The sequence below is a fragment of the Companilactobacillus sp. FL22-3 genome (assembly GCF_054881455.1).
Genome location: NZ_JBTYYZ010000002.1, coordinates 35,126 through 55,030, shown reverse-complemented (window position 1 = coordinate 55,030; position 19,905 = coordinate 35,126). Strand labels below are relative to the sequence as shown.

The following is a 19,905-nucleotide window of genomic DNA, read 5'->3' as shown; positions in this document are numbered from 1 at the left end:
AAAGTACTAGACTGTCAATACCTCTTGATAACTTTAATTTAATAACTGTCAAAACAATCAGTAGGTATAATTTAGCACCATTTTAGTCAATTGCCAAGAATTTAGACTTCAGAATATTTGATTAAGCTGTCAACTGCACTTAAGACAGCCTGAGAATTACTTGATTGTGGTTGCCAATTTAAAATGTCTTTGGCTTTTTGATTAGATACGTTTCGATTTACCCTTAACATTAATTGACCTTCTCTGGCCGTCTTATTAAAAGGTGCCGCTAAATTGATGATCCAATTTGGTAACCGTCTAGACGAAACCTTGTCTGATAATTGTGGTCTAGTTTGACGAATTAAATCGCCCATTTCTTGCATAGAGATCTGTCCATCTGCTGATGCGATAAACCTTTGGCCAGTGGCAGCGGGCGTTTCCATAGCTTTAATTTGCATACTGGCAACATCGCGGACATCAACCACATTTAACGGTAAATCCGGTAACCAAGTGTTCTTGCCGCTTAACAAATTTTTCAAAAGATTAAAACTACCTGATACGTGGGAATCGAGTGATGGTCCAAAAATGGCTACGGGATTAACAGTCACTAATTCCAGTTTAACTTTAGGATCCAACACATAATTCCAAGCCGCTTTTTCAGCTAAAAGTTTCGATTTCTCATAAATCGATAACCCAGCTTGATTTTCATCAGTCCAATCTTTTTCAGTTGTCACTCCACTAAATTTGCTGAAACCGACCCCACCAAAATTGGCCGTCATTACAACCCGCTTTACATCATTATCATTGGCCGCTTTAAGCACCCGGATAATTCCATTTAAGGCTGGACTGATAGCTTGAGACTCATTTTCAATTTTGCCAAAGAAAACTGGTGAGGCAACGCTGAAGACTCCTTCACGGTCCCGCATGGCTTCATTCCAATTCTCATCACTTGATAAGTCAGCTTTGACAAATGATAAATTATTAATATTTTTAACTCCATTATTTTCCAAAACTTCAATGATTCTTTGACGTCCTGAATCCTTACGAATTGTGGTTTTAACGTCATATCCTTGATTCAATAGTTGCATAATGATTTGTAATCCTAAAAAACCAGTTCCACCAGTTACTAATACCTTCTTCATAACTATACCTCTTGAATTATTCTTAAATATCATTTATCGTGATCATAAACCTTAAACCATGGTTTAAAGCAATAGGAAAAGGAAATTATTTTATGGAAAAAACATATTCAATTAAAGAAGTCGCTCAATACTTTGGTTTAGCGACCTCTACGATTCGTTATTATGATAAGCAAGGCCTTTTACCCTTTGTATCCAAAAATAATGCTGGTTATCGGGTTTTTTCGGAATCTGACTTTGGCTTTATTAAAACCATCTGTTGTCTAAAAAACACCGGCATGCCCATAAAAGATATCAAACAATATATTCAACTTTGTATGCAAGGTACTAGTTCCATTGATCAGCGCAGGAAAATGTTAAAACAACATAAGCAAAATGTTGAAGCTCAACAACAAGTTTTAAAGGATAACCTGCGAGAAATCGATACAAAAATTGAGCGTTATTCTGACCATAACGCCCAAAATATCATCAGTGCCCAAATTAAATTCGTTAAGCACGAAAAAAGAGATCTCAATTTAAGAGATCCCTTCATATGATAGAAGATATTTATAAAATAGCTGAAAGATGATCGGCGATAAATTGTCTTTGCAGACGCTTCCCCTCAACACTCTTGAGTGGAACGTCTTTTTTTATTTGTTGATAAATAGCTTCGATCTCCTGGGGAACTTTTTGATGCTGTGTTTGGTAACATTTGACCAAACCATGCGACAATTTTGCCACGACTTCAAAATAAACTTTATCATCGTTGTTGCCCATCAAGGATCTTGCACAATCACCAATCAATTCTTTTAGCTCCAAATTCTGCTTGATTGCCTGGTTCTTATAAGCTAAGCCCAGACTTTGAATCAAGTTATTGCTTTTTGCATCCATGATTATCATGCCTTCTTTGAGTACACATTCAATCATCCCTATTATAGACGCTTCCAAGCTTTTTGGTCAAAAATCTTCTTGATCAGCCGATACCCCCATCTGCCTTAACTGGTTTGAAGAAATGATCAATGATGTTAGAAACTCGACTCAAGTCAACGTTGCCTCCAGATACCATTGCGACAATCTTTTTGTTCTTCAACCAACGTTGGTCGATCTTGCGCGATTCCAAAGCTGCTACTGGCAATGCTCCTGCCCCTTCGGCTACCACTTTGGTTCTTTGCAACAAGTCTTTCATGGCTTGAGCAATCTCCGATTCATTGACCAAGACGATCTCATCGACTAACTGACTAACGATTGGGAAAGTAATATCTCCAGGAACTGCAACATCCGTACCATCAGCTAAAGTAAAGTCATCGTGATGTTTGGTAATGTGACCGGCTTCAACAGAAGCATACATTCCGTGAACGTTCTCTGATTGAACTCCAACGATATGAATATTAGGATTAAATGATTTCAAAGCGATGGCGATTCCCGAAATCAGTCCGCCGCCACCAACAGGTACGATCACGGTATCCACATCCCAAATATCATCCAGAATCTCCAAACCAATCGTTCCTTGACCAGCGATAACATATTTATCGTTGAAAGGATCGACAATTGTCTTGCCTTCCTTTTGAGCCCGCAGCTTCATCCATTCGTGAGCGTCGTCAAAAGTTGCCCCATGAATATCAACTTCTGCGCCATATCCACGAGTAGCATCACGTTTAGCTTGAGGTGCTTCATTGGGCATAACTACAGTGGTGTCGATTCCCAATAGATGTCCTGTCAAGGCTACTCCTTGGGCGTGATTACCTGCTGAAGCGGTGATAACGCCACGTTGACGTTCTTCTGGAGTTAAGTGATTAATTTTGTTGTTAGCACCTCTAAATTTGAATGAACCTGTCAGTTGCATATTTTCTAATTTCAGAAAAACATCCCCGCCAACGACATTTCTACTCAAAAACATTGATTGTACTAGTGGCGTTTTCCGAGCATATTTACCGACGATACTTTTAGCCTCTTCGATATCTTGGATATTGACAATGCTATCGATACTACTTTTAATCATTATTAATACCTCCCCGCCTTAGTAAATCTTAAGAGATCTACTTAACTTTTAAATCTGTAAATGGCAATTCCAATGAATCAGCAAGACCTTGATTGGTTATCTGTCCTTGATAAAGATTGACTCCAGAGGCCAATGCGTCGTCAGTTCTAATCGCTTCATCAATGCCTTTTGCCGCAATTTCCAAAAGATAACTGATATTGCCCTTTGCTAAAGCCATCGTTGCTGTCCGAGGAACTGCACCAGGTTGATTTGGAACTGCATAGTGAATAATTCCGTCTTTTACAAAGATTGGATCATCAATCGTAGTTGGATGATCGATTGTTTCCACGGTTCCGCCTTGATCGATTGCGACATCAACGATCACACTACCTGGTCTCATCGACTTAACCATATATTCCTTGACCAACTTAGGTGGTCTCGATCCTGGAATCAAAATCGTAGAAATAAAGATATCGGCATCTTTAATCTCACGAGCCAAGTTTTCTTCATTTGACTTCACAGCTCTGAACTTTTGACCGGCAAATTTATCTTCCAAGAATTTGAGACGGTTATCTTTTAATTCAATAATAACTACTGAAGCTCCCATTCCTAAAGCCAGTTCAGCAGCATTGACGGCAGCATTACCACCACCAAAAATAACTACTCGGCCAGCATCGATACCCAGAATTCCCGGTAGTAAGATTCCTTCTCCTTGATGTTGAGCTTCCAAATAGTAAGCTCCCATGATAACGGAACGACGGCCCGCAATCGCACTCATTGGTGCTAGTAATTCCAATTTGCCGTCTTTAACAATCGTCTCGCCACCAATGGCCGTTGTTTTGGCCTTCATCATCGCTTCAACAGTTGGTTTCGAAGAAGCTAAGTGCTGAAAGCCCCAAATGATTTGTCCTGGTTTAAAATATTGATACTCTTCAGCATCTGGCTCTTTGACTTTAATGATCAATTCAGCCTTCCAGCCATCTTGATGACTAACCAATTTACCGCCAGCAGCAACATACTCTTCATTTGTAAAGCCAGCACCGACTCCAGCGTCTTTTTCAACGAGGACTTCATTACCAGCATCTACCATCTTACGGACATTCTCTGGAGTTGCTGCGACACGTCCTTCTCCTTCTTTTTGTTCCTTAATTACAGCAATTTGCATTTTTAAGCACTCCTTTGTGAAGACTATAACTATCTGATTACAGCTAAATGGTAACGCTTACATATATGCTTGACAAGCGACTTAAGCCTTTCACAATCTTCAATAATTTGTAGAACCAGACCTGGCAAGCGACTTCATTGAAAAAGTTTTTTTAATTTCACAATTATCATTTTTCAAAAATAATCAGATCTCAAATATTGTTATATGATATTTAAACATCTGTTCATCAAGTGTGAACAAAGCTGATATATCAATCTTCTCAAACTAAAAATCTTTATATCTTTTCACAGGTGCTTTTCTTAGTTTAGTTTTATTTTGATTTTTGATACTTTTTATAAGAATAATTTGATTCAAAAAAATCCCAGTGAAGCGACCTTTTTCGTCAAGTGATTTTATAAGAAAATATACATCATTGATATATTTGACATAATAGACTAACAGGAATAGATTTAATGTGAAAGTATAAACAAAGTGAAGGGGGGGACTTTAATGCAACTTACATATTCTCATGTTCTACAACAAGGAAAAAGGATTGTGGATGTGCTGCAATATGTACATTGTTAAAATCACAAGGATTTAAAGTAAATACTTCAAAGTTTAATAGTTTATATTATGATGGTTTTGTTGGAATTAACGTTAAACGAATGTGTGAAATTCTAAAAGGTTTTAATATTAATACCACTTTGTTTAAAGTTAATAGTTTTAGCCAAAAAAGCAATTTATCAGTTTTAGGATTTCCATGTATTGCCTTATTGAAAAATAATGATGGATCAAATCATTATGTGCAGAGATGGAATGGACGTATTATCACCTTCATTTTTGATAAAAATTTGCTTAAATGGAATATCTAAGAATAATGGTGAATATCAACTGGGATTGATTGAAAATGTTATAAAGCTTTTTATTAAAATAGGACAATTCAAATCCGCTGATCGATATATTACGATGTTGCATGACGAATATCCAGAATGTATGGATGATATTTATTTCACGTATTTAATAAAAATTCAAAAAATAAAGATTCAAGTAAGGAATACTTTAGTAGAAATTCTACAGAATCGAAAGAAAACGGAAAACACTACAACCCAATTTAGTTTGATAAATGATAAAGGTTTGCATATTGATGCATTAATAGAAAATTTGCTGTTTATGAATGAGAAATACATGTCCGCATGCAAATTTGATAAATACCTAAATAAATATAACTACCCAAACTATTTTGATTCAAGTGCTTCTCAGTTTATGAATTATATTAATATGAAATTAAAGGATGATGGTAATAATGACTAGAAAATTTGGTAGAAAAATTAACTACATTCCGTTGTTAATATCACTAGTTATTGGAGTATGTATTGGCATGGTTTGTTATTTGATTTCAAGAGATCTTTTGATAGGATTTATCTTTGGGCTATTAAGTATTATAATTACTTCCAGTATTATCTCTTTGAATATCCAAAAGTATTTTGACTACTGGGAGATTTCCAAGAATGGTATTCAATATTGCGATTACAATAGTCTAAAAAAAAGAATACTGGCCATATTTTTCCCTGATTTCATTAAAACTATTTCAATTAATATTAATGATATAAGTTCAATTTCTCTTGAAGTCAATAAAGGTCTTTCTGATCCAAAAGGAATAGGCCCTGATGGTGCTATAGCTGCGAGTTATTATGTTGTTGGATCAGCACTGAATGAATTTACTGACAAGTACTTTTTCGATATTATTCTTACTAATGGTCAAAGGATTTATCTATCGGCATTTGATGATATCTATGATATCGATAAAACAATCTCGGATATTACCAATATTAGTGGAAGAAAAATAAGTATAAAGAATAACATGCATCTTTGATGATGTTTTTAATGAAGTACTCTAAATTCGTATAGACTTATTGCTTAGAGGCATCATTCAAATTCCTTTCATTGTGAAGCTGTAGAGGGTAGAACATCTAAAGGACAGAGTGATGTCTTTTTTGATGTTCTAAAATAACTATATTAATAAATGGTATACAAAAATAGAGTTGATGGCAAAGTGCCTATCAACTCTATTTATCGTACAGCCTTTAATGATCAATTCACTGGGAATCTTTGTTAATTTACTCTTTGTTTACTTATCTGTAACATCTTTACGACTGTAGTTAGCAATGTCTGCAACAACACTGTCAACGAACATCTTAGCGTTTTCTGATTCAGAATCATCTTCACCATATTTTCTAACAGAAACTGTGGCGTCTTTAGCTTCTTCATCACCGACAACGACTGTGTATGGAATCTTCATTGTTTGTGAGTCACGGATCTTATAACCCATCTTTTCATCACGGTCATCGACTTCGGCACGGATATTCTTAGCACGTAATCTAGCAAGAATGTCATTAGCATATTCTGCATGCAATTCTTGGTTAACAGGAATGATACGTACTTGTGTTGGAGCTAACCATGTTGGGAAAGCACCCTTGTACATTTCAATTAGGTAAGCGATAAATCTTTCCATTGTTGAAACGATACCACGGTGAATCATAACTGGTCTGTGATCTTGACCATCGGCACCAACATATGTTAATTGGAACTTCTCTGGTTGCATAAAGTCTAATTGGATAGTTGACAATGTTTCGTCATTTCCAAGAGCAGTCTTTGTTTGAACATCAAGCTTTGGACCATAGAATGCAGCTTCACCTTCGGCTTCGTAGTACTTGAGACCTAGATCATCCATCGCAGCTTTCAACATTGATTGTGATTCGTTCCACATTTCATCGTCATCGAAATACTTTTCAGTATTAGCTGGGTCACGATAACTGAGACGGAATGAGTAATCGGTAATATCGAAGTCTTTATAAACTTCAACCATCAATTGCAAAGTACGCTTGAATTCTTCTTGGATTTGGTCAAGTGCAACGAAAGTGTGACCATCGTTTAGAGTCATTTCACGAACACGTTGTAGTCCACTTAATGCACCTGATTTTTCATATCTGTGCATCATACCAAGTTCAGCGATACGTAGAGGTAGGTCTCTGTATGAACGGTTGTGATGTTTGTAAATTTGAATATGTGAAGGACAATTCATTGGACGCAGTTCAAGCATTTCGCCGTCACCCATGTCCATTGGTGGGAACATGTCTTCACGGTAGTGTGCCCAGTGACCTGAAGTCTTATAGGCATTCAAGTTCATCAAGATTGGTGTGTAAACGTGTTGATAACCCCAAGCAACTTCCTTATCGATGATATATCTTTCGATCACACGACGAATTGTTGCACCATTTGGCATCCAATATGGAAGACCTGCACCAACTTCAGGATCAACGAAGAACAAGTCAAGGTCACGGCCAATTGTTCTGTGATCACGTTCTTTGATTTCTGCACGGCGCTTCAAGTCAGCTTTTAGGCCGTCTTCTTTGTAGAAGGCTGTACCATAAATTCTTTGAAGCATTGGGTTACTTGACTTACCTTGCCAGTAAGCACCAGCAACAGAAAGCAATTCGAAGTGTTTAAGGTCTTTAAGACTTGGAAGAACTGCGTCAAAACCAAAATCAACAAAACCATCAAGTGTATAAACGGGAATTTGAACTGAGTCGATAGCTGAAACAAGTGATGACTTGTAAGGATCATCCTTGAACATTGCTTCAAGATCTTTCTTATCCATCATTGATCTTTCGATCTTGTCGTTGTTTTTGATGATCTTGTTCATCAAAGCAGTGATTTCTTTCAGTTCATCAACGCTGATTTGACCTGACTTGCTGTCAGTATCAACATAGAAACCATCGTCGTTAGCTTGCTTTTCACCAAAGTGAAGGTCAGCTTTGAAGTTTTTAGCAGCAGCTGCAAAGATTAAAGCAGCAGTATTTCTAAGAACCTTTTGAGCATCCTTTTCATCTTCACCTGTGATAATTTCGATCTTACCATCTTGTTTAATTGGACGTTCAAGATCAACTAGAGCATCGTTAAGTTTACCAGCAACAGCTTTTTTACCGAGTGATGTGCTAATTGATTTAGCAACTTCCAAGGTAGTTGTGCCTTCGTCAAACTCCTTAACTGAATCATCTGGGAATGTTAATTTGATTTTTGACATAGACTATTTCCTCCTAAAATTTGATAACAAAAAAATACGTCCCTGAAGTATATCCATATTCTCAAATATGTACATACTTCAGGGACGTATTTCTACGCGGTTCCACCCACATTAAAACTGTAAAACAAATAAACAGTTTTCACTCAAATGGTTATAAAGTAACCGTCAAATATACAGTTTTATGTGAAAGTGGTAGCTTCAGTAATGGGTAAGCTTTCAGTAATCGTACCCTCCCTGAATAGAACCGAAGTGTTATCTTTCATTGGTTTCATTGAAACATTTATTTCTTTAGATTGCAAGTCATTTAGAAAATCTTCTGTTACTTCCATCAACAATGACTTCTCTGGATAAGTATCTGACCCGCTCCATGATCCGCTTAGCCTTAACGGGCTCTTCTTCTCCCCGTTGATTAATGGCCAAATGTTTTTCTAATTCCTGCATTGAAAAGTTGGATGAAAAGAAGGTTGGCAAATTCTCTTGCATCCGATATTGCAAGATCACACCCAAAACTTCATCGCGAATCCAACTAGACATCGAATCAGCTCCGATATCGTCGAGCATCAAGATTTCAGCGCCCTTAATCTGATTGACTTTATCCAAAACACTATTGGAACCGATTGAGTTTTTCATTTCAACCGCAAAAGTGGGAAAATGCATCATGGTCGTATGAACATCGTCTTTGAACAATTCATTAGCAATAGCCCCTAATAAATAAGTCTTTCCAACGCCAAAGTCACCCGCCAAGTATAACCCTGGCACGAAATTCTTTTGGTGCAAATATTGGTCGATAAAGTCCAAAGCTTTGGCCAGTGCTTCTTGGCGGCCGTCGCCATCGTAATCGTCCAATTTGGCATTGCGGATATCGGCAGGCATATCCATTAAAACAAACCCAGTTTCATACTGCGAGCGCTTCTTTTGATTGACGGTTTTTTCGTTAGGATAATAAGCCACTTCGATATTGTGATTATTGACGATCAGCTTAGGATAATAACCTTTGGACAATTCGCTGCTGTGATTCTTGTGATTATAAAATTCGTAGATACTAGCAGCACTAGTAGAAATCGCATCAGGATTGATCTGATCACTATTTTGCTTCAAAAATTCTTGGACGTCAGGATCCTTTAAGGCACCATTAAGCAAGCGACGATAGTCTTCCGTCAAATTCTTTGAATTCATATATTCTGCCAATCTGTTACCTAAATTTTCCATACTTAGTTGTCCTTATTTCTTAATTTTTTCAAACGTTCTTGGAGATCATCACGATTAACATTACTTGTCTTATTCGGTAATTTTGGCTTAACCTTGCTCCAGTCAGTTGCCTGTTCCACCCGGCGATTATTGTTGTTATTATACCGTCGCTTAGGATTTCGAGGTCGATTTTGGAAGTCGCTGATTCGTTGCAATGCCTGTTCAGGTGTCTTAACGCCATTTTGACTCCAATCATTAGCCACCGTTTCCATTAGGGGCAAACTTAAAGCTGGTGAATTTTGCAAAATATAGTAAACCAAGATATTCAAAACTGGAGCCGACAAGAATGCTTTCATCGACATATTACGTAAAGCTCTTGACTCAACACTACCGACGAACCCGCCATTTTTTTGCTTTTGGGCCGTTAAGAAGTCTGCCGGAACCATTGACTTGGCTTGTTGAAGTATCAATTGATCAGCTTGATTGAACTTAGTGACACTTTTATCTGCGGTCGATTCTTGAGCTTCAGTCTGAGCTTTAACTTTGATATTAGCATTTTTCTCAAAGAGATCTTGCACATGTTTTTTCAGACGTACTGGATCGATCTTTTCATTCACAATATCAGTCGTTGCATTGATTGCGCTAATGATCTGCATCTCGTCCAGCCCATAAAAAGACCGGAGACTCAAGATCAACTCTTGATTTTCTAGCAAATTGTCTTTACTGATCTTGGCCGACTGAGCGATACGATCACCAATCAATTCCCAATCTAACGGTTGAACCTTTTCGGCTGAAATTGCTGGTTTATTGGCCTTAGAAGTAACTTGAAAATTGTCACGCGCCGACTGTACTTCACTCGGAGTATTGATCAAGTCATTGTCGCTTAACTGAAATACTTCTAAAAAGTCCTTCGTGATCTCTTGAGAATTCTTCAAAATGAGATCTGACTGAGCATATTTATCGGCCAATAAATGATACTTTTTATCGCCAACTTGTTCGTACAAAAAGATACTCAACAAGTCATCTTTGAAAAAATGATTGGGAGTTAAAGGTTCAAATAACTGGTAAATATAATAAGTCCCTAGGTCATCCTTTTTTTCAAAAGTTCTGATCAATCCTAAAGCTTCATCTTTGATTCGAGCCTCATAAAAACGTTTTTGATCGATTCCCAAAAGACTGAATAATTCAGCATGCGACTTGCGTTGGGTAACCAATTCCTTATTCGGCAATTTTTCCCACAACAATAAATAGAGACTAAAGGCTTCAGTTCCTAAAATCGGTAAATATAAATCCGTCAAAACGTGACGATCGTCATCATTGAGATGGCCATTAGGCAAACACCAATAGCCAACTAGTGGTGTAAACTTTTCTGATTGAAAATTACTTGTTGACACTGGCATCCCTCTTATTTCTTGTCAATTTTATTTCCATTAGCCATCATCTCTTGAACTTCTTGCATGAAACTATTCATGTCTTTAAATTCACGGTAGACGCTGGCAAAACGAATGTAAGTTACATCGTCGACTTTAGCTAAAATCTTCATAACGTGTTCACCAATTACTTGTGAACGAACTTCACTCTCACCATTGGCTCTGATTTCATTTTCAACTTTGTCAACGATAGAATTCATTTGATCCATTGTTACTGGACGTTTTTCGGCTGCCCGAACGATTCCATGCAATAACTTCTCACGGCTGAATTCCTCACGGTTGCCGTTCTTTTTAATCACTAATAAAGGTGATTTTTCCAACCTTTCAAAGGTGGTAATTCTCGTACCGCAATATTCACATTCACGGCGACGACGAATAGCACGCCCTTCATCACTGGGGCGACTGTCGATAACTTTTGATGAATCATGATGGCAATGTGGACAAATCAAGATTCTAACCTCTTTTCTCAATTAAAGTTGCGATATTAACTTTTCGATTTCATTTTCAAGATGTGCTAAGTCAAAAGAATTATCAATCACAAAATCAGCTCGACTGCGTTTCTCATCCATCGACATTTGTGAATTGATTCGTTCTAAGGCGACTTTTTTAGTTAAATTATTTCGGGTCATTAACCGTTGCAACTGTACTTCTGGTCTTTCGTAAAGACTAATTATACCGTCAAAGTAGGTTTGATAACCACCCTCAAACAACAATTGAATTTCAAAAATAGAAATTGTCGAGCTGTTTGACCGTTTGACTGCCGCAATAGTCTTTAATATCTTCTCTTTGATCAATGGACGAGTAATCTGGTTCAATTTCTTTAGTTCTTGATGATCACTAAAAACAATTGCTCCCAATTTGGCACGATCCAAAGTCCCATCGGATTTGAGAACTTCGGTCCCAAATTGAGCTGTAATCTGCTGTAAACCGATTGATCCTGGTACGACTACCTCTCGTGCCACTGAATCAGCGTCAAAGACTTGAAAACCATGTTGGCGAAACATTGCTAAAACGGTTGACTTACCACTGGCAATTCCCCCGGTTAATCCATATATTTTACTCATTTGACGATCTGACATTTAGGACAAAAATGCGTCCCACGACCTCCAACTTTAATCTTTTCAATCTCTGTTTTGCAACGGGGACAAGGTGTTCCCTCTTTACCGTAGACTTTAAGACTATTCTGCATATTACCTTTGTGACCAGTCGCATCGATATACGAACGAACTGTTGAACCTCCGTTAGCAATAGCTGATTCCATCTCTTGATTTGAAGCAACAATAATAGCCTTGATATCCTCATCATTGAGGTGATTGGCTGGCGTTTGAGGATGAATCTTAACTTGCCACAATACCTCATCGACATAAATATTGCCCAAGCCACTCAAGCCTGACTGATCCAACAAGACCGTCTTAATATCTTTTCTATGACGCATAATTCTTGGCTTAAGTTTTTCAAAGGTAAAGTCAGGCGACAATGGCTCTGGTCCTAGCTTCATGATTGACTTGTTGGTCGACAATTCAGCCGTGGGCCACAGTTGCATGCGACCGAATTTACGCACGTCATTATAAATCATTTTTTCGCCATTATCCAAGCTGAAAATTGCATGAGAATGCTTATCAATCGCACTGGGATCAGCTGAAATACGGTAACGTCCTTCCATTCGTAAGTGACTGATTATCGTATAGCCATTATCTAAATGAATCAATAAAAACTTTGCTCGCCGACCAACATCAGTAATCGTTGCCCCAGTCACAAATTCACTAAACTGTTTGACATCACCCGTGATCAGATTTTGATAACGGATCTCTACATGAGTGATTTTTCGTCCTTTAACTTGAGAATTCAAACCACGTCTAACTGTCTCTACTTCCGGCATTTCTGGCATATTATCGACCTACTTTGCTTCGTACCAAGTATTGCCATGGGCTGTTTCAACTTTCAAAGGAACATCTAGTTTGACCGCTGAGTCCATCACACTTGGAACTAATTTTTCTAACGTTGCAATTTCAGATTTTGGTGCTTCAAAAATCATTTCATCGTGTACTTGTAATAACAAATTAGCTTGGAGCTGTTCTTTTTCTAACATCTTTTGCATATTGATCATGGCAACTTTGATAATATCGGCGGCACTACCTTGAATTGGCGTGTTCATTGCCGTTCTCTGGGCAAAATTTCTGATATTGAAGTTGCTGGAATGAATGTCAGGCAAATAACGACGACGATGCATGATCGTTTCCACGTAACCATTCTCACGCGCATATTTAACAATGTCGTCCATGTACTTCTTAACACCAGGATATTGTTCAAAATAAGATTCAATGAAAGCTGCCGCCTGTTTACGACTGATTCCAATATTTTGTGACAAACCATAATCACTGATACCGTAGACGATACCAAAGTTAGTAGCTTTAGCTTGGCGACGCATATCAGGGGTCACCTCATCAGTACTGTTCAAACCAAAGATCCGCATGGCAGTATGCGCATGGATATCATAATCTTCACGGAAGGCTTCTTGCATGTTCTCATCGCCCGAGATATGTGCCAAAACTCGCAACTCAACTTGTGAATAATCGGCAGAAAAGATCTCCCAGTCATCGTGTTGAGGTACGAAAGCTTTACGGATCTGCTTACCTTCATCGATGCGAATTGGAATATTTTGTAAGTTAGGATCGATTGAAGACAGCCGTCCAGTTTGGGTCAAAGTTTGTAAATAAATCGTATGGATCTTGTTGTCAGGTTGGACAAACTTCTGTAAACCAACAACGTAGGTTGATTGAATCTTCGAAATTTGACGATAATCTAAGACCATCTGGACGACTGGTGACTTATCCTTTAACTTCTCTAGGACATCCACTGAAGTTGAGTAGCCAGTCTTAGTCTTTTTGATTACTGGTAATTTCAAATCTTCAAACAAGACCACACCTAATTGTTTAGGTGAATTGATATTAAATTCTTTGCCGGCAGCTTGATAAATTTTTTGTTCAATTTCACTCAAACGGGTCGCAAACGTATTCTCCATCTCTTTAAGACGAGAAACCTCCACGGTAATCCCTTTGATCTCCATATTGGCTAAAACAATAGACAGTGGCAATTCAATCTCGTCATACAAGCTATCCTGGTCATTATCCTTTAGTTCTTTTAACATTTTGTCTTTCAAACTTCTAATAACCTGAGCCTTTTGGGCTAAGAAATTCAATAAGACTTCCGTATCTTCGGGAACCGCCTTTTTGACACCTTTACCGTAAAATTCTTCTTCAGAAGGTAAACTGACATTGTAATTCTTGGCAACTAACCCGATATCTTGCTTGTTGTCGTTAGTATCTAGCAAGTAGGCGACTAACAACATATCAAAGCTTACCCCTTCCAGTTGGCAGCCATAACGGTGCAATAACGCAATCGTTGCTTTATTATCGAACAAGTACTTCTCTTTGGTAGAATCAGCTAGCCAAGACTTCAAATCAGCATTTTCAAGAATCGAAATATCATTTGTTCCATAACAATTCTTACCATCAGAGACAACTAAACCAACGATGGGAGCCAAGTGATAATTTTCGCCAAAGCCTTCAACAATCAACGTCTGTGGTTGAGTATTATTGGCAATTTTCTTTGCTGCTGCAGCATCCAGTGGCAAAACTTTAATATCAGCTAAATCTTCTGCAGTATTCTCTTGAGGAATATCCATCCGATTTAAAAAGGTCTTAAAATTCATCTTTTGATAAAACTGGATCAGTTGTTCCTGATTGTCGCCATGATATTCTAAATCAGCTAAAGTTAAGTCCACTGGAGCGTCTAAATTAATTGTGGCCAACTTCTTACTTAAAAGCGCTTGGTCATGGTCATTAATTAAATGCTCTTTTAACTTGCTCTGCTTCATATCGTCGATATGCTCATAAATTCCCTCAATACTGCCGTACTGATTGAGCAATTTGATGGCTGTTTTTTCACCGACTTTTTCAACCCCAGGATAGTGGTCAGAACTATCGCCCATTAAGCCTTTCATATCGATGATCTGCTTAGGCGTAAGACCGAGTTTTTCTTGAACATGTTCTGGAGTATAAGCTTCCGTCTCAGTTACCCCTTTAACATTAACTTTGACAGTGATTTTATCAGTTGTTAACTGAGTCAGATCTCGATCGCCAGTGATAACCGTCACGTCGAAGCCATCCAATTGGGCCTGATGCGACATCGTCCCAATGATGTCATCAGCTTCATAATTAGGCAATTCGTAAGTCTTAATACCGCGATAATTCAACATTTCTTGAATCAACGGCAATTGTTCCATTAACTCTTGGGGCGTCTTAGCACGAGTACCTTTATAATCTTTAAACATTTCCGTTCTAAAAGTAGTCTTTCCAGCATCAAAAGCAACTAGAGCGTGCGTGGGCTGCTCCTCTTTTAGAACGATCTCTAACATATTATTGAACGCATAGAGTGCATTCGTATGGATACCCTCGCCATTGACAAATTTATCCAAAACGTTATGCATGGCGAAGAAGGCCCGAAACGACACACTATTTCCATCTATTAAAAGCAACTTTTTATTTTTTGACATATATTCTCCAATAAAAACGAAATTAACTAAATCTATTTTAACAAATCCCTACCACTTGTAACAGCTTCGTCAAGACGAAAAAGGTCCAGATTCCTTTAGAACCAAGACCTTTAAGTTAATTATTCGTTTTTTCATATTTATAGTGGATATAAACAACTGAACTCAATATCATCAATGATAAAACAGTCAAAACAATAAAGTCAATTTTTGTACCTAGAATAGTATTAACTACTGCATTGTGGGTTCCGCTCGTTAGTGCAACTGCTGAAATAACCACTGACAAAACATTGGTTCCTAACGACCCAGCATATTGTTGCATCATACTGTACAAAGAATTTTGATCGGCCTTTTTTGCACCTTGAACTTGCATACTGCCATCTGACAAGGAGACACCAAAGCCCATACTAAAACCGATTCGAACTAAAATATAAATCCAAATGATTCCCGCCATCGTTAAATCGGCACTGAAAAGCCAGAAACAAATGGAGCCTAAACTTACCAACAATCCACTGATCAAAAGTGGTCGATAAGCTCCGTTTTTGTCATACATCCAGCCAGCAATTGGCCCAACTGCCGCCCCAAGTAATGAACCTGGCAACAACATTAAACCGGCTTGAGCAGAATTTAATTTCAAAACGGTTTGTGCAAAAATCGGTAAGACAAATGACAATCCAATATTGATGAATTGCAAGCTAAAATAACCGAACAATCGAATTCGTAAGACAGGTATCTTTAGAATTGAAAAATCGATCAATTGGCGTTGGCTCTTGCGATTATACCAACCAAACAACAAACCGATCACCAAACTGATGACTATCCATTGCAAGAATTGACGAGAATTCCAACCATATCTTCCTGCTTGGTCAAACGTGAATAGGATAATTGAAAAGATTGCCGCTAAGAAAATGACGCTCAAATAGTCAAAAGAGATTCCTTTGGTTCCACTATTAGTCCCCTGAATCGTCAGGACACCGATCACAAACAATAAAACGATCAATGGCAAGACGCCAACGAAGATCTCCCGCCACGACCATAAGCCGTTGACGACACCACCATAAGTTGGCCCTAAAGCTGGTGCTAAAGAGATCACGATTCCCGCTAAGCCAGTATAAACGCCTAATTTTGAGACCGGAATCTCTTCAAAAATCAAACTGAACATTAAGGGCGTTGATAAACCAGTCGCAACCGCCTGCAATAATCTGCCACTCATTAAAATACTGAAATTGGGCGCGAACATGCAGATCAAAGAACCGATGAAACAGCACAAGGTCGCAAAGATAAAGATTTTTAACGGTGGAAACTTTTTCAAAATATAAGCCGTAGTACTCATCACGATCGTCGTCAACAATAAATAGCCCGTCGTCAACCACTGAACGGTACTCAAACTGACATGCAAGACTTTTACCAAGGTTGGAAAAGTAACATTCATGGACGTTTCGATCAAAATACCAGTAAATGACAACAATCCTACTGCTAAAATCGATAATTTAACTCGAGTCGAAATTGCATCTTTCAAAGCTTTAACCTCTCTTCGTGAAAAAAGGCCATGACAATCTGCTTTGTCATAGCCTAACTCTTACTTATTACTTTACTATTTTCACGATTTTAATTCTAGAAAAAAATACCTTTTGCTGCCAATTGGCTACAAAAGATATTTTCACTAATTATTATTGTTGATTAGGATTTAAAGTACTCAACAATTGTTCATAAGCAGTTTCATACTTTTGAACATCCCCGGCACCCATGAAAATCATCACTGAATTGTGATAATCCAATAGTGGTGAAAGGTCGTCAAGCGTAACAACTTTACCGCCCTTATGAATCTTATCTCCAAGATCTTTACTTGTAATATCGCCGTGGGCTTCACGAATTGAGCCAAAGATATTTGTCAAGTAAACTTCATCTGCTAAGTCGAGTGATTTAGCAAAATCATCCATCAAAGCTAAAGTTCTTGTATAGGTATGTGGTTGGAAAACAGCCACGATCTTTTTGTCAGGATATTTTTGTCTAGCAGCATCAATTGTTGCTTTGATTTCTTGTGGATGGTGAGCGTAGTCATCAATGATAACTTGGTCAGCCACTTTCTTTTCACTGAAACGTCTCTTAACACCACTGAAGGTTTGCAATTCACGGTTGATCAAAGCGTGATCAAGTTTTTCCATATGACCAACACCGATCACAGCTAAGGAATTCAAGACATTGTGTTCACCGAAGAGAGGAACTTGGAAGTTACCGATATTTTCACCATTGATAGAAACATCGAATGATGAACCTTTAACAGTTCGCTTGATGTTTGTAGCTCTGATGTAATCAGATTCATCCAAACCATAGGTATAGATCGGTGCATCGGCTTTGATTGACTTAGCATGTTTATCTTCACCCCAGATGAAGATACCCTTCTTTGTCTTTCTAGCTTCTGATTCAAAAGCATCGACAACATCGTCTATTCCACCAAAGAAGTAATCTGGGTGATCAAAGTCGATGTTCGTAATGATCAAGTAATCAGGTGAATAAGCTAAGAAGTGACGGCGGTACTCGTCAGCTTCAAAGACGAAGAACTTAGCATCTTTGATACCCTTACCAGTACCATCACCAATCAAATAAGATGTCTTGGCAATTCCACTCAAAGTATGTGCCAATAAACCAGTTGTACTTGTCTTACCATGTGAACCGGCAATACCGATCGAAGTATAGTTATCAACCAATTTACCGACCATTTCTGGATAAGTGATCACTGGCAAGTGCATATCGTTAGCTTTTTTAATTTCAACTTGATCATCATTAAAGGCATTTCCTTTAACAATCGTCAAACCTTCGTGAATATTTTCAGCGTCAAAAGGTAAAATTTTGATACCTGCTTGTTCAAGGCCACGTTGAGTAAATGTATATTTATCAATATCCGATCCTTGAACTTCATAACCAAGGTCCTTCAAAATAAGTGCCAATGCACTCATTCCGGTACCTTTAATTCCAACAAAATGATAGACTGTATTTTCCATAATAGCTCCTAATCAAACAAATTCTTTGCTGCTTCAAAATCAAATGCTTCACCAGCTGTACCCTGGTCAAGTACCAGAATACCACGCTTTTGCGGTGCATTTGGAATTCCTAGTTCTCTGGCTGAACAGATCATGCCATAACTATCGACCCCACGTAATTCACCAGGCCAAATTTCGTTGCCATTTGGCATCACGGCACCTGGAAGCGCGACAACTACTAGCTGTCCTTGATCGATATTGGGCGCACCACAAACGATTTGAACTGGTTCATCCAAACCGATATTAGTCTTTGTGATATGCAAATGATCTGAGTCAGGATGAGCTGAAATCTCATCAACATGACCAATCACAAACTTAGGTTCATTGTCGACAGCTAATTTGTCAGAAAAACCTGCTTTAGCAAGTGCATTATTTAAAACTTCAACTTGCTTTTCGTCAAGAAATACTTGACCTGATTGCTTTTGGATACCTAGTTCTTCACCAAGTCCAAAAAAATTGAAACCAATAGTTGTATCGGTTTCACTGTTAAAAATACGTACTACATTGTCTTTTTGAGTCGTGTCTTGAGTCGCTACATCTTCTGCAGTCTCAACGATCAAGACATCCCCCAAAACATCTGGATTATAAAAGCTTAATAGCAAGTTTTTTCCCTCACTTGATAAATTATTTGTTAATTACACTGTTCATAAAGGTCTCAACTTCTTCTTTAGTCTTTCGATCTTTATTTACTAGTCTACCAATTTCTTTACCATTTTCAATAACAACAAAGCTAGGAATTCCCATAATTCCTAATTCTTGAGCAATTTCCATATTGTCGTCACGATTGAAGCTGATCCAAGTGAAGTCGGAAAATTCACTCTCAAGTTCAGGCATTTTAGGTTCGATAAACTTGCAGTCAGGGCACCAGTCAGCATGCCAGCACATGACGTACTTTCCTGCTTTAGTCACTTCATGCCAGTCTTTTTCGTTATAGTCTTCAAATGTTTTCATATTATTCACCTCTTTAATTAAGATACTTTTAAATCTTTAAACGGTCAATTAAGTGCTCTTAAGTATTGGAATGATATATAATAGTGTTAATATATCATTAAATCGAAATCAAGGAGTGATTTTTATGAGTAAAAAAGGTATCGGTTCTTTAATCGTTGCTGGTACTGTACTAGTGGCATCCGCTGCAGCTACAGTTTTAGTAAAACACCATCTAGATAGCGAAAATATTATTAATAAGGTTAAGTCAGTTTTAGGCGAAGATAGTAAAGTGATCGGTTCATGGGTTGAACCCTTTTATCAAAGAGTTAACGTTAATGGACGAGCAACTTGGGGCATCGTCGGTGGCGTAACTACTATGGATGAGTTCGATGTGGCTCAATATCACTTCATTGCCGACGCAATTACTGGCGAACTATTAAACATCAAAAAAGTACAGTAGA

21 protein-coding genes are annotated in these 19,905 nt (G+C 37.9%); 5 read left to right on the top strand and 16 right to left on the bottom strand.

Annotated features, from left to right (window positions below; all coding sequences use genetic code 11):
* Positions 1–101: 101 nt before the first annotated feature.
* The gene (locus tag ACYT32_RS02235; RefSeq protein WP_395264220.1) at positions 102–1,121 is read right to left on the bottom strand and encodes an NAD-dependent epimerase/dehydratase family protein; all 1,020 of its coding nucleotides are present in this window, start codon (positions 1,119–1,121) and stop codon (positions 102–104) included.
* A 92-nt stretch (positions 1,122–1,213) separates the two neighbouring features.
* Here ACYT32_RS02235 and ACYT32_RS02230 point away from each other — a divergent pair, with 92 nt between their 5' ends.
* A complete protein-coding gene (locus ACYT32_RS02230; RefSeq protein WP_395264219.1) occupies positions 1,214–1,654 on the top strand; it encodes a MerR family transcriptional regulator in 441 nt (146 codons plus the stop codon).
* A gap of 10 nt (positions 1,655–1,664) precedes the next feature.
* Here ACYT32_RS02230 and ACYT32_RS02225 read toward each other — a convergent pair whose 3' ends face one another.
* The 3 genes from ACYT32_RS02225 to ACYT32_RS02215 all read right to left on the bottom strand — a co-directional run bounded on the left by ACYT32_RS02225 (position 1,665) and on the right by ACYT32_RS02215 (position 4,240).
* The gene (locus tag ACYT32_RS02225) at positions 1,665–1,988 is read right to left on the bottom strand and encodes a hypothetical protein (protein WP_395264218.1); all 324 of its coding nucleotides are present in this window, start codon (positions 1,986–1,988) and stop codon (positions 1,665–1,667) included.
* Positions 1,989–2,070: 82 nt separating this feature from the next.
* A complete protein-coding gene (gene tdcB, locus ACYT32_RS02220) occupies positions 2,071–3,096 on the bottom strand; it encodes a bifunctional threonine ammonia-lyase/L-serine ammonia-lyase TdcB (protein WP_395264217.1) in 1,026 nt (341 codons plus the stop codon).
* 37 nt (positions 3,097–3,133) lie between these two features.
* Positions 3,134–4,240, bottom strand: coding sequence for an alanine dehydrogenase (locus ACYT32_RS02215; RefSeq protein WP_395264216.1), 1,107 nt, complete (start codon positions 4,238–4,240; stop codon positions 3,134–3,136).
* Positions 4,241–4,740: 500 nt separating this feature from the next.
* Between ACYT32_RS02215 and ACYT32_RS02210 the strand changes: the two genes are divergently transcribed.
* The 3 genes from ACYT32_RS02210 to ACYT32_RS02200 are packed head-to-tail and all read left to right on the top strand — an operon-like array spanning position 4,741 to position 6,092.
* Entirely contained in the window at positions 4,741–5,091 is a 351-nt protein-coding gene (locus tag ACYT32_RS02210; protein ID WP_395264469.1) for a cysteine peptidase family C39 domain-containing protein, read from the top strand.
* On the top strand, positions 5,036–5,530 hold the full coding sequence (locus tag ACYT32_RS02205; protein ID WP_461793351.1) for a hypothetical protein: 495 nt from the start codon (positions 5,036–5,038) through the stop codon (positions 5,528–5,530). Before ACYT32_RS02210 ends, ACYT32_RS02205 begins: the two co-directional genes overlap by 56 nt.
* Complete coding sequence (locus tag ACYT32_RS02200) at positions 5,523–6,092, top strand: hypothetical protein (RefSeq protein WP_395264214.1); 570 nt, start codon at positions 5,523–5,525, stop codon at positions 6,090–6,092. The genes ACYT32_RS02205 and ACYT32_RS02200 overlap by 8 nt, the downstream gene beginning before the upstream one ends.
* A 255-nt stretch (positions 6,093–6,347) precedes the next feature.
* Here ACYT32_RS02200 and thrS read toward each other — a convergent pair whose 3' ends face one another.
* The 12 genes from thrS to ACYT32_RS02140 all read right to left on the bottom strand — a co-directional run bounded on the left by thrS (position 6,348) and on the right by ACYT32_RS02140 (position 19,465).
* Positions 6,348–8,303 carry a threonine--tRNA ligase gene (gene thrS, locus ACYT32_RS02195; RefSeq protein ID WP_395264213.1) on the bottom strand — a complete coding sequence of 652 codons (1,956 nt, stop codon included), beginning with the start codon at positions 8,301–8,303 and terminating at the stop codon, positions 6,348–6,350.
* 179 nt (positions 8,304–8,482) lie between these two features.
* Positions 8,483–8,632 (bottom strand): hypothetical protein, encoded by a 150-nt coding sequence (locus tag ACYT32_RS02190; protein WP_395264212.1) that lies wholly within the window; start codon positions 8,630–8,632, stop codon positions 8,483–8,485.
* Positions 8,604–9,512, bottom strand: coding sequence for a primosomal protein DnaI (gene dnaI / locus ACYT32_RS02185; RefSeq protein WP_395264211.1), 909 nt, complete (start codon positions 9,510–9,512; stop codon positions 8,604–8,606). The genes ACYT32_RS02190 and dnaI overlap by 29 nt, the downstream gene beginning before the upstream one ends.
* Positions 9,513–9,514: 2 nt before the next feature.
* Entirely contained in the window at positions 9,515–10,885 is a 1,371-nt protein-coding gene (locus tag ACYT32_RS02180) for a DnaD domain protein (protein ID WP_395264210.1), read from the bottom strand.
* 11 nt (positions 10,886–10,896) lie between these two features.
* Positions 10,897–11,370 carry a transcriptional regulator NrdR gene (nrdR, locus tag ACYT32_RS02175; protein ID WP_395264209.1) on the bottom strand — a complete coding sequence of 158 codons (474 nt, stop codon included), beginning with the start codon at positions 11,368–11,370 and terminating at the stop codon, positions 10,897–10,899.
* Positions 11,371–11,391: 21 nt separating this feature from the next.
* Positions 11,392–12,000, bottom strand: a complete 609-nt coding sequence (gene coaE / locus ACYT32_RS02170; RefSeq protein ID WP_395264208.1) for a dephospho-CoA kinase — start codon at positions 11,998–12,000, stop codon at positions 11,392–11,394.
* Positions 11,982–12,809, bottom strand: a complete 828-nt coding sequence (gene mutM / locus ACYT32_RS02165; RefSeq protein WP_395264207.1) for a DNA-formamidopyrimidine glycosylase — start codon at positions 12,807–12,809, stop codon at positions 11,982–11,984. Before mutM ends, coaE begins: the two co-directional genes overlap by 19 nt.
* Positions 12,810–12,818: 9 nt before the next feature.
* On the bottom strand, positions 12,819–15,476 hold the full coding sequence (gene polA, locus ACYT32_RS02160) for a DNA polymerase I (RefSeq protein WP_395264206.1): 2,658 nt from the start codon (positions 15,474–15,476) through the stop codon (positions 12,819–12,821).
* Positions 15,477–15,591: 115 nt separating this feature from the next.
* Positions 15,592–16,992, bottom strand: a complete 1,401-nt coding sequence (locus ACYT32_RS02155) for an MFS transporter (RefSeq protein WP_395264205.1) — start codon at positions 16,990–16,992, stop codon at positions 15,592–15,594.
* 151 nt (positions 16,993–17,143) lie between these two features.
* A complete protein-coding gene (gene murC / locus ACYT32_RS02150) occupies positions 17,144–18,475 on the bottom strand; it encodes a UDP-N-acetylmuramate--L-alanine ligase (RefSeq protein ID WP_395264204.1) in 1,332 nt (443 codons plus the stop codon).
* Positions 18,476–18,483: 8 nt separating this feature from the next.
* Entirely contained in the window at positions 18,484–19,116 is a 633-nt protein-coding gene (gene ytpR / locus ACYT32_RS02145) for a YtpR family tRNA-binding protein (protein ID WP_395264203.1), read from the bottom strand.
* Between the two features lie 22 nt (positions 19,117–19,138).
* Positions 19,139–19,465, bottom strand: a complete 327-nt coding sequence (locus tag ACYT32_RS02140) for a thioredoxin family protein (protein ID WP_395264202.1) — start codon at positions 19,463–19,465, stop codon at positions 19,139–19,141.
* Between the two features lie 124 nt (positions 19,466–19,589).
* On the opposite strand from ACYT32_RS02140, the gene ACYT32_RS02135 reads away from it, so the two are divergent.
* The gene (locus ACYT32_RS02135) at positions 19,590–19,904 is read left to right on the top strand and encodes a hypothetical protein (protein WP_395264201.1); all 315 of its coding nucleotides are present in this window, start codon (positions 19,590–19,592) and stop codon (positions 19,902–19,904) included.
* Position 19,905: the final 1 nt, after the last annotated feature.

Coding starts and splice junctions, on each gene's coding strand:
- ACYT32_RS02235 (WP_395264220.1), bottom strand. CDS start 1,121: ATGAAGAAGGTATTAGTAACTGGTGGAACTGGTTTTTTAGGATTACAA.
- ACYT32_RS02230 (WP_395264219.1), top strand. CDS start 1,214: ATGGAAAAAACATATTCAATTAAAGAAGTCGCTCAATACTTTGGTTTA.
- ACYT32_RS02225 (WP_395264218.1), bottom strand. CDS start 1,988: ATGGATGCAAAAAGCAATAACTTGATTCAAAGTCTGGGCTTAGCTTAT.
- tdcB (WP_395264217.1), bottom strand. CDS start 3,096: ATGATTAAAAGTAGTATCGATAGCATTGTCAATATCCAAGATATCGAA.
- ACYT32_RS02215 (WP_395264216.1), bottom strand. CDS start 4,240: ATGCAAATTGCTGTAATTAAGGAACAAAAAGAAGGAGAAGGACGTGTC.
- ACYT32_RS02205 (WP_461793351.1), top strand. CDS start 5,036: ATGGACGTATTATCACCTTCATTTTTGATAAAAATTTGCTTAAATGGA.
- ACYT32_RS02200 (WP_395264214.1), top strand. CDS start 5,523: ATGACTAGAAAATTTGGTAGAAAAATTAACTACATTCCGTTGTTAATA.
- thrS (WP_395264213.1), bottom strand. CDS start 8,303: ATGTCAAAAATCAAATTAACATTCCCAGATGATTCAGTTAAGGAGTTT.
- ACYT32_RS02190 (WP_395264212.1), bottom strand. CDS start 8,632: ATGGAAGTAACAGAAGATTTTCTAAATGACTTGCAATCTAAAGAAATA.
- dnaI (WP_395264211.1), bottom strand. CDS start 9,512: ATGGAAAATTTAGGTAACAGATTGGCAGAATATATGAATTCAAAGAAT.
- coaE (WP_395264208.1), bottom strand. CDS start 12,000: ATGTCAGATCGTCAAATGAGTAAAATATATGGATTAACCGGGGGAATT.
- mutM (WP_395264207.1), bottom strand. CDS start 12,809: ATGCCAGAAATGCCGGAAGTAGAGACAGTTAGACGTGGTTTGAATTCT.
- polA (WP_395264206.1), bottom strand. CDS start 15,476: ATGTCAAAAAATAAAAAGTTGCTTTTAATAGATGGAAATAGTGTGTCG.
- murC (WP_395264204.1), bottom strand. CDS start 18,475: ATGGAAAATACAGTCTATCATTTTGTTGGAATTAAAGGTACCGGAATG.
- ACYT32_RS02140 (WP_395264202.1), bottom strand. CDS start 19,465: ATGAAAACATTTGAAGACTATAACGAAAAAGACTGGCATGAAGTGACT.
- ACYT32_RS02135 (WP_395264201.1), top strand. CDS start 19,590: ATGAGTAAAAAAGGTATCGGTTCTTTAATCGTTGCTGGTACTGTACTA.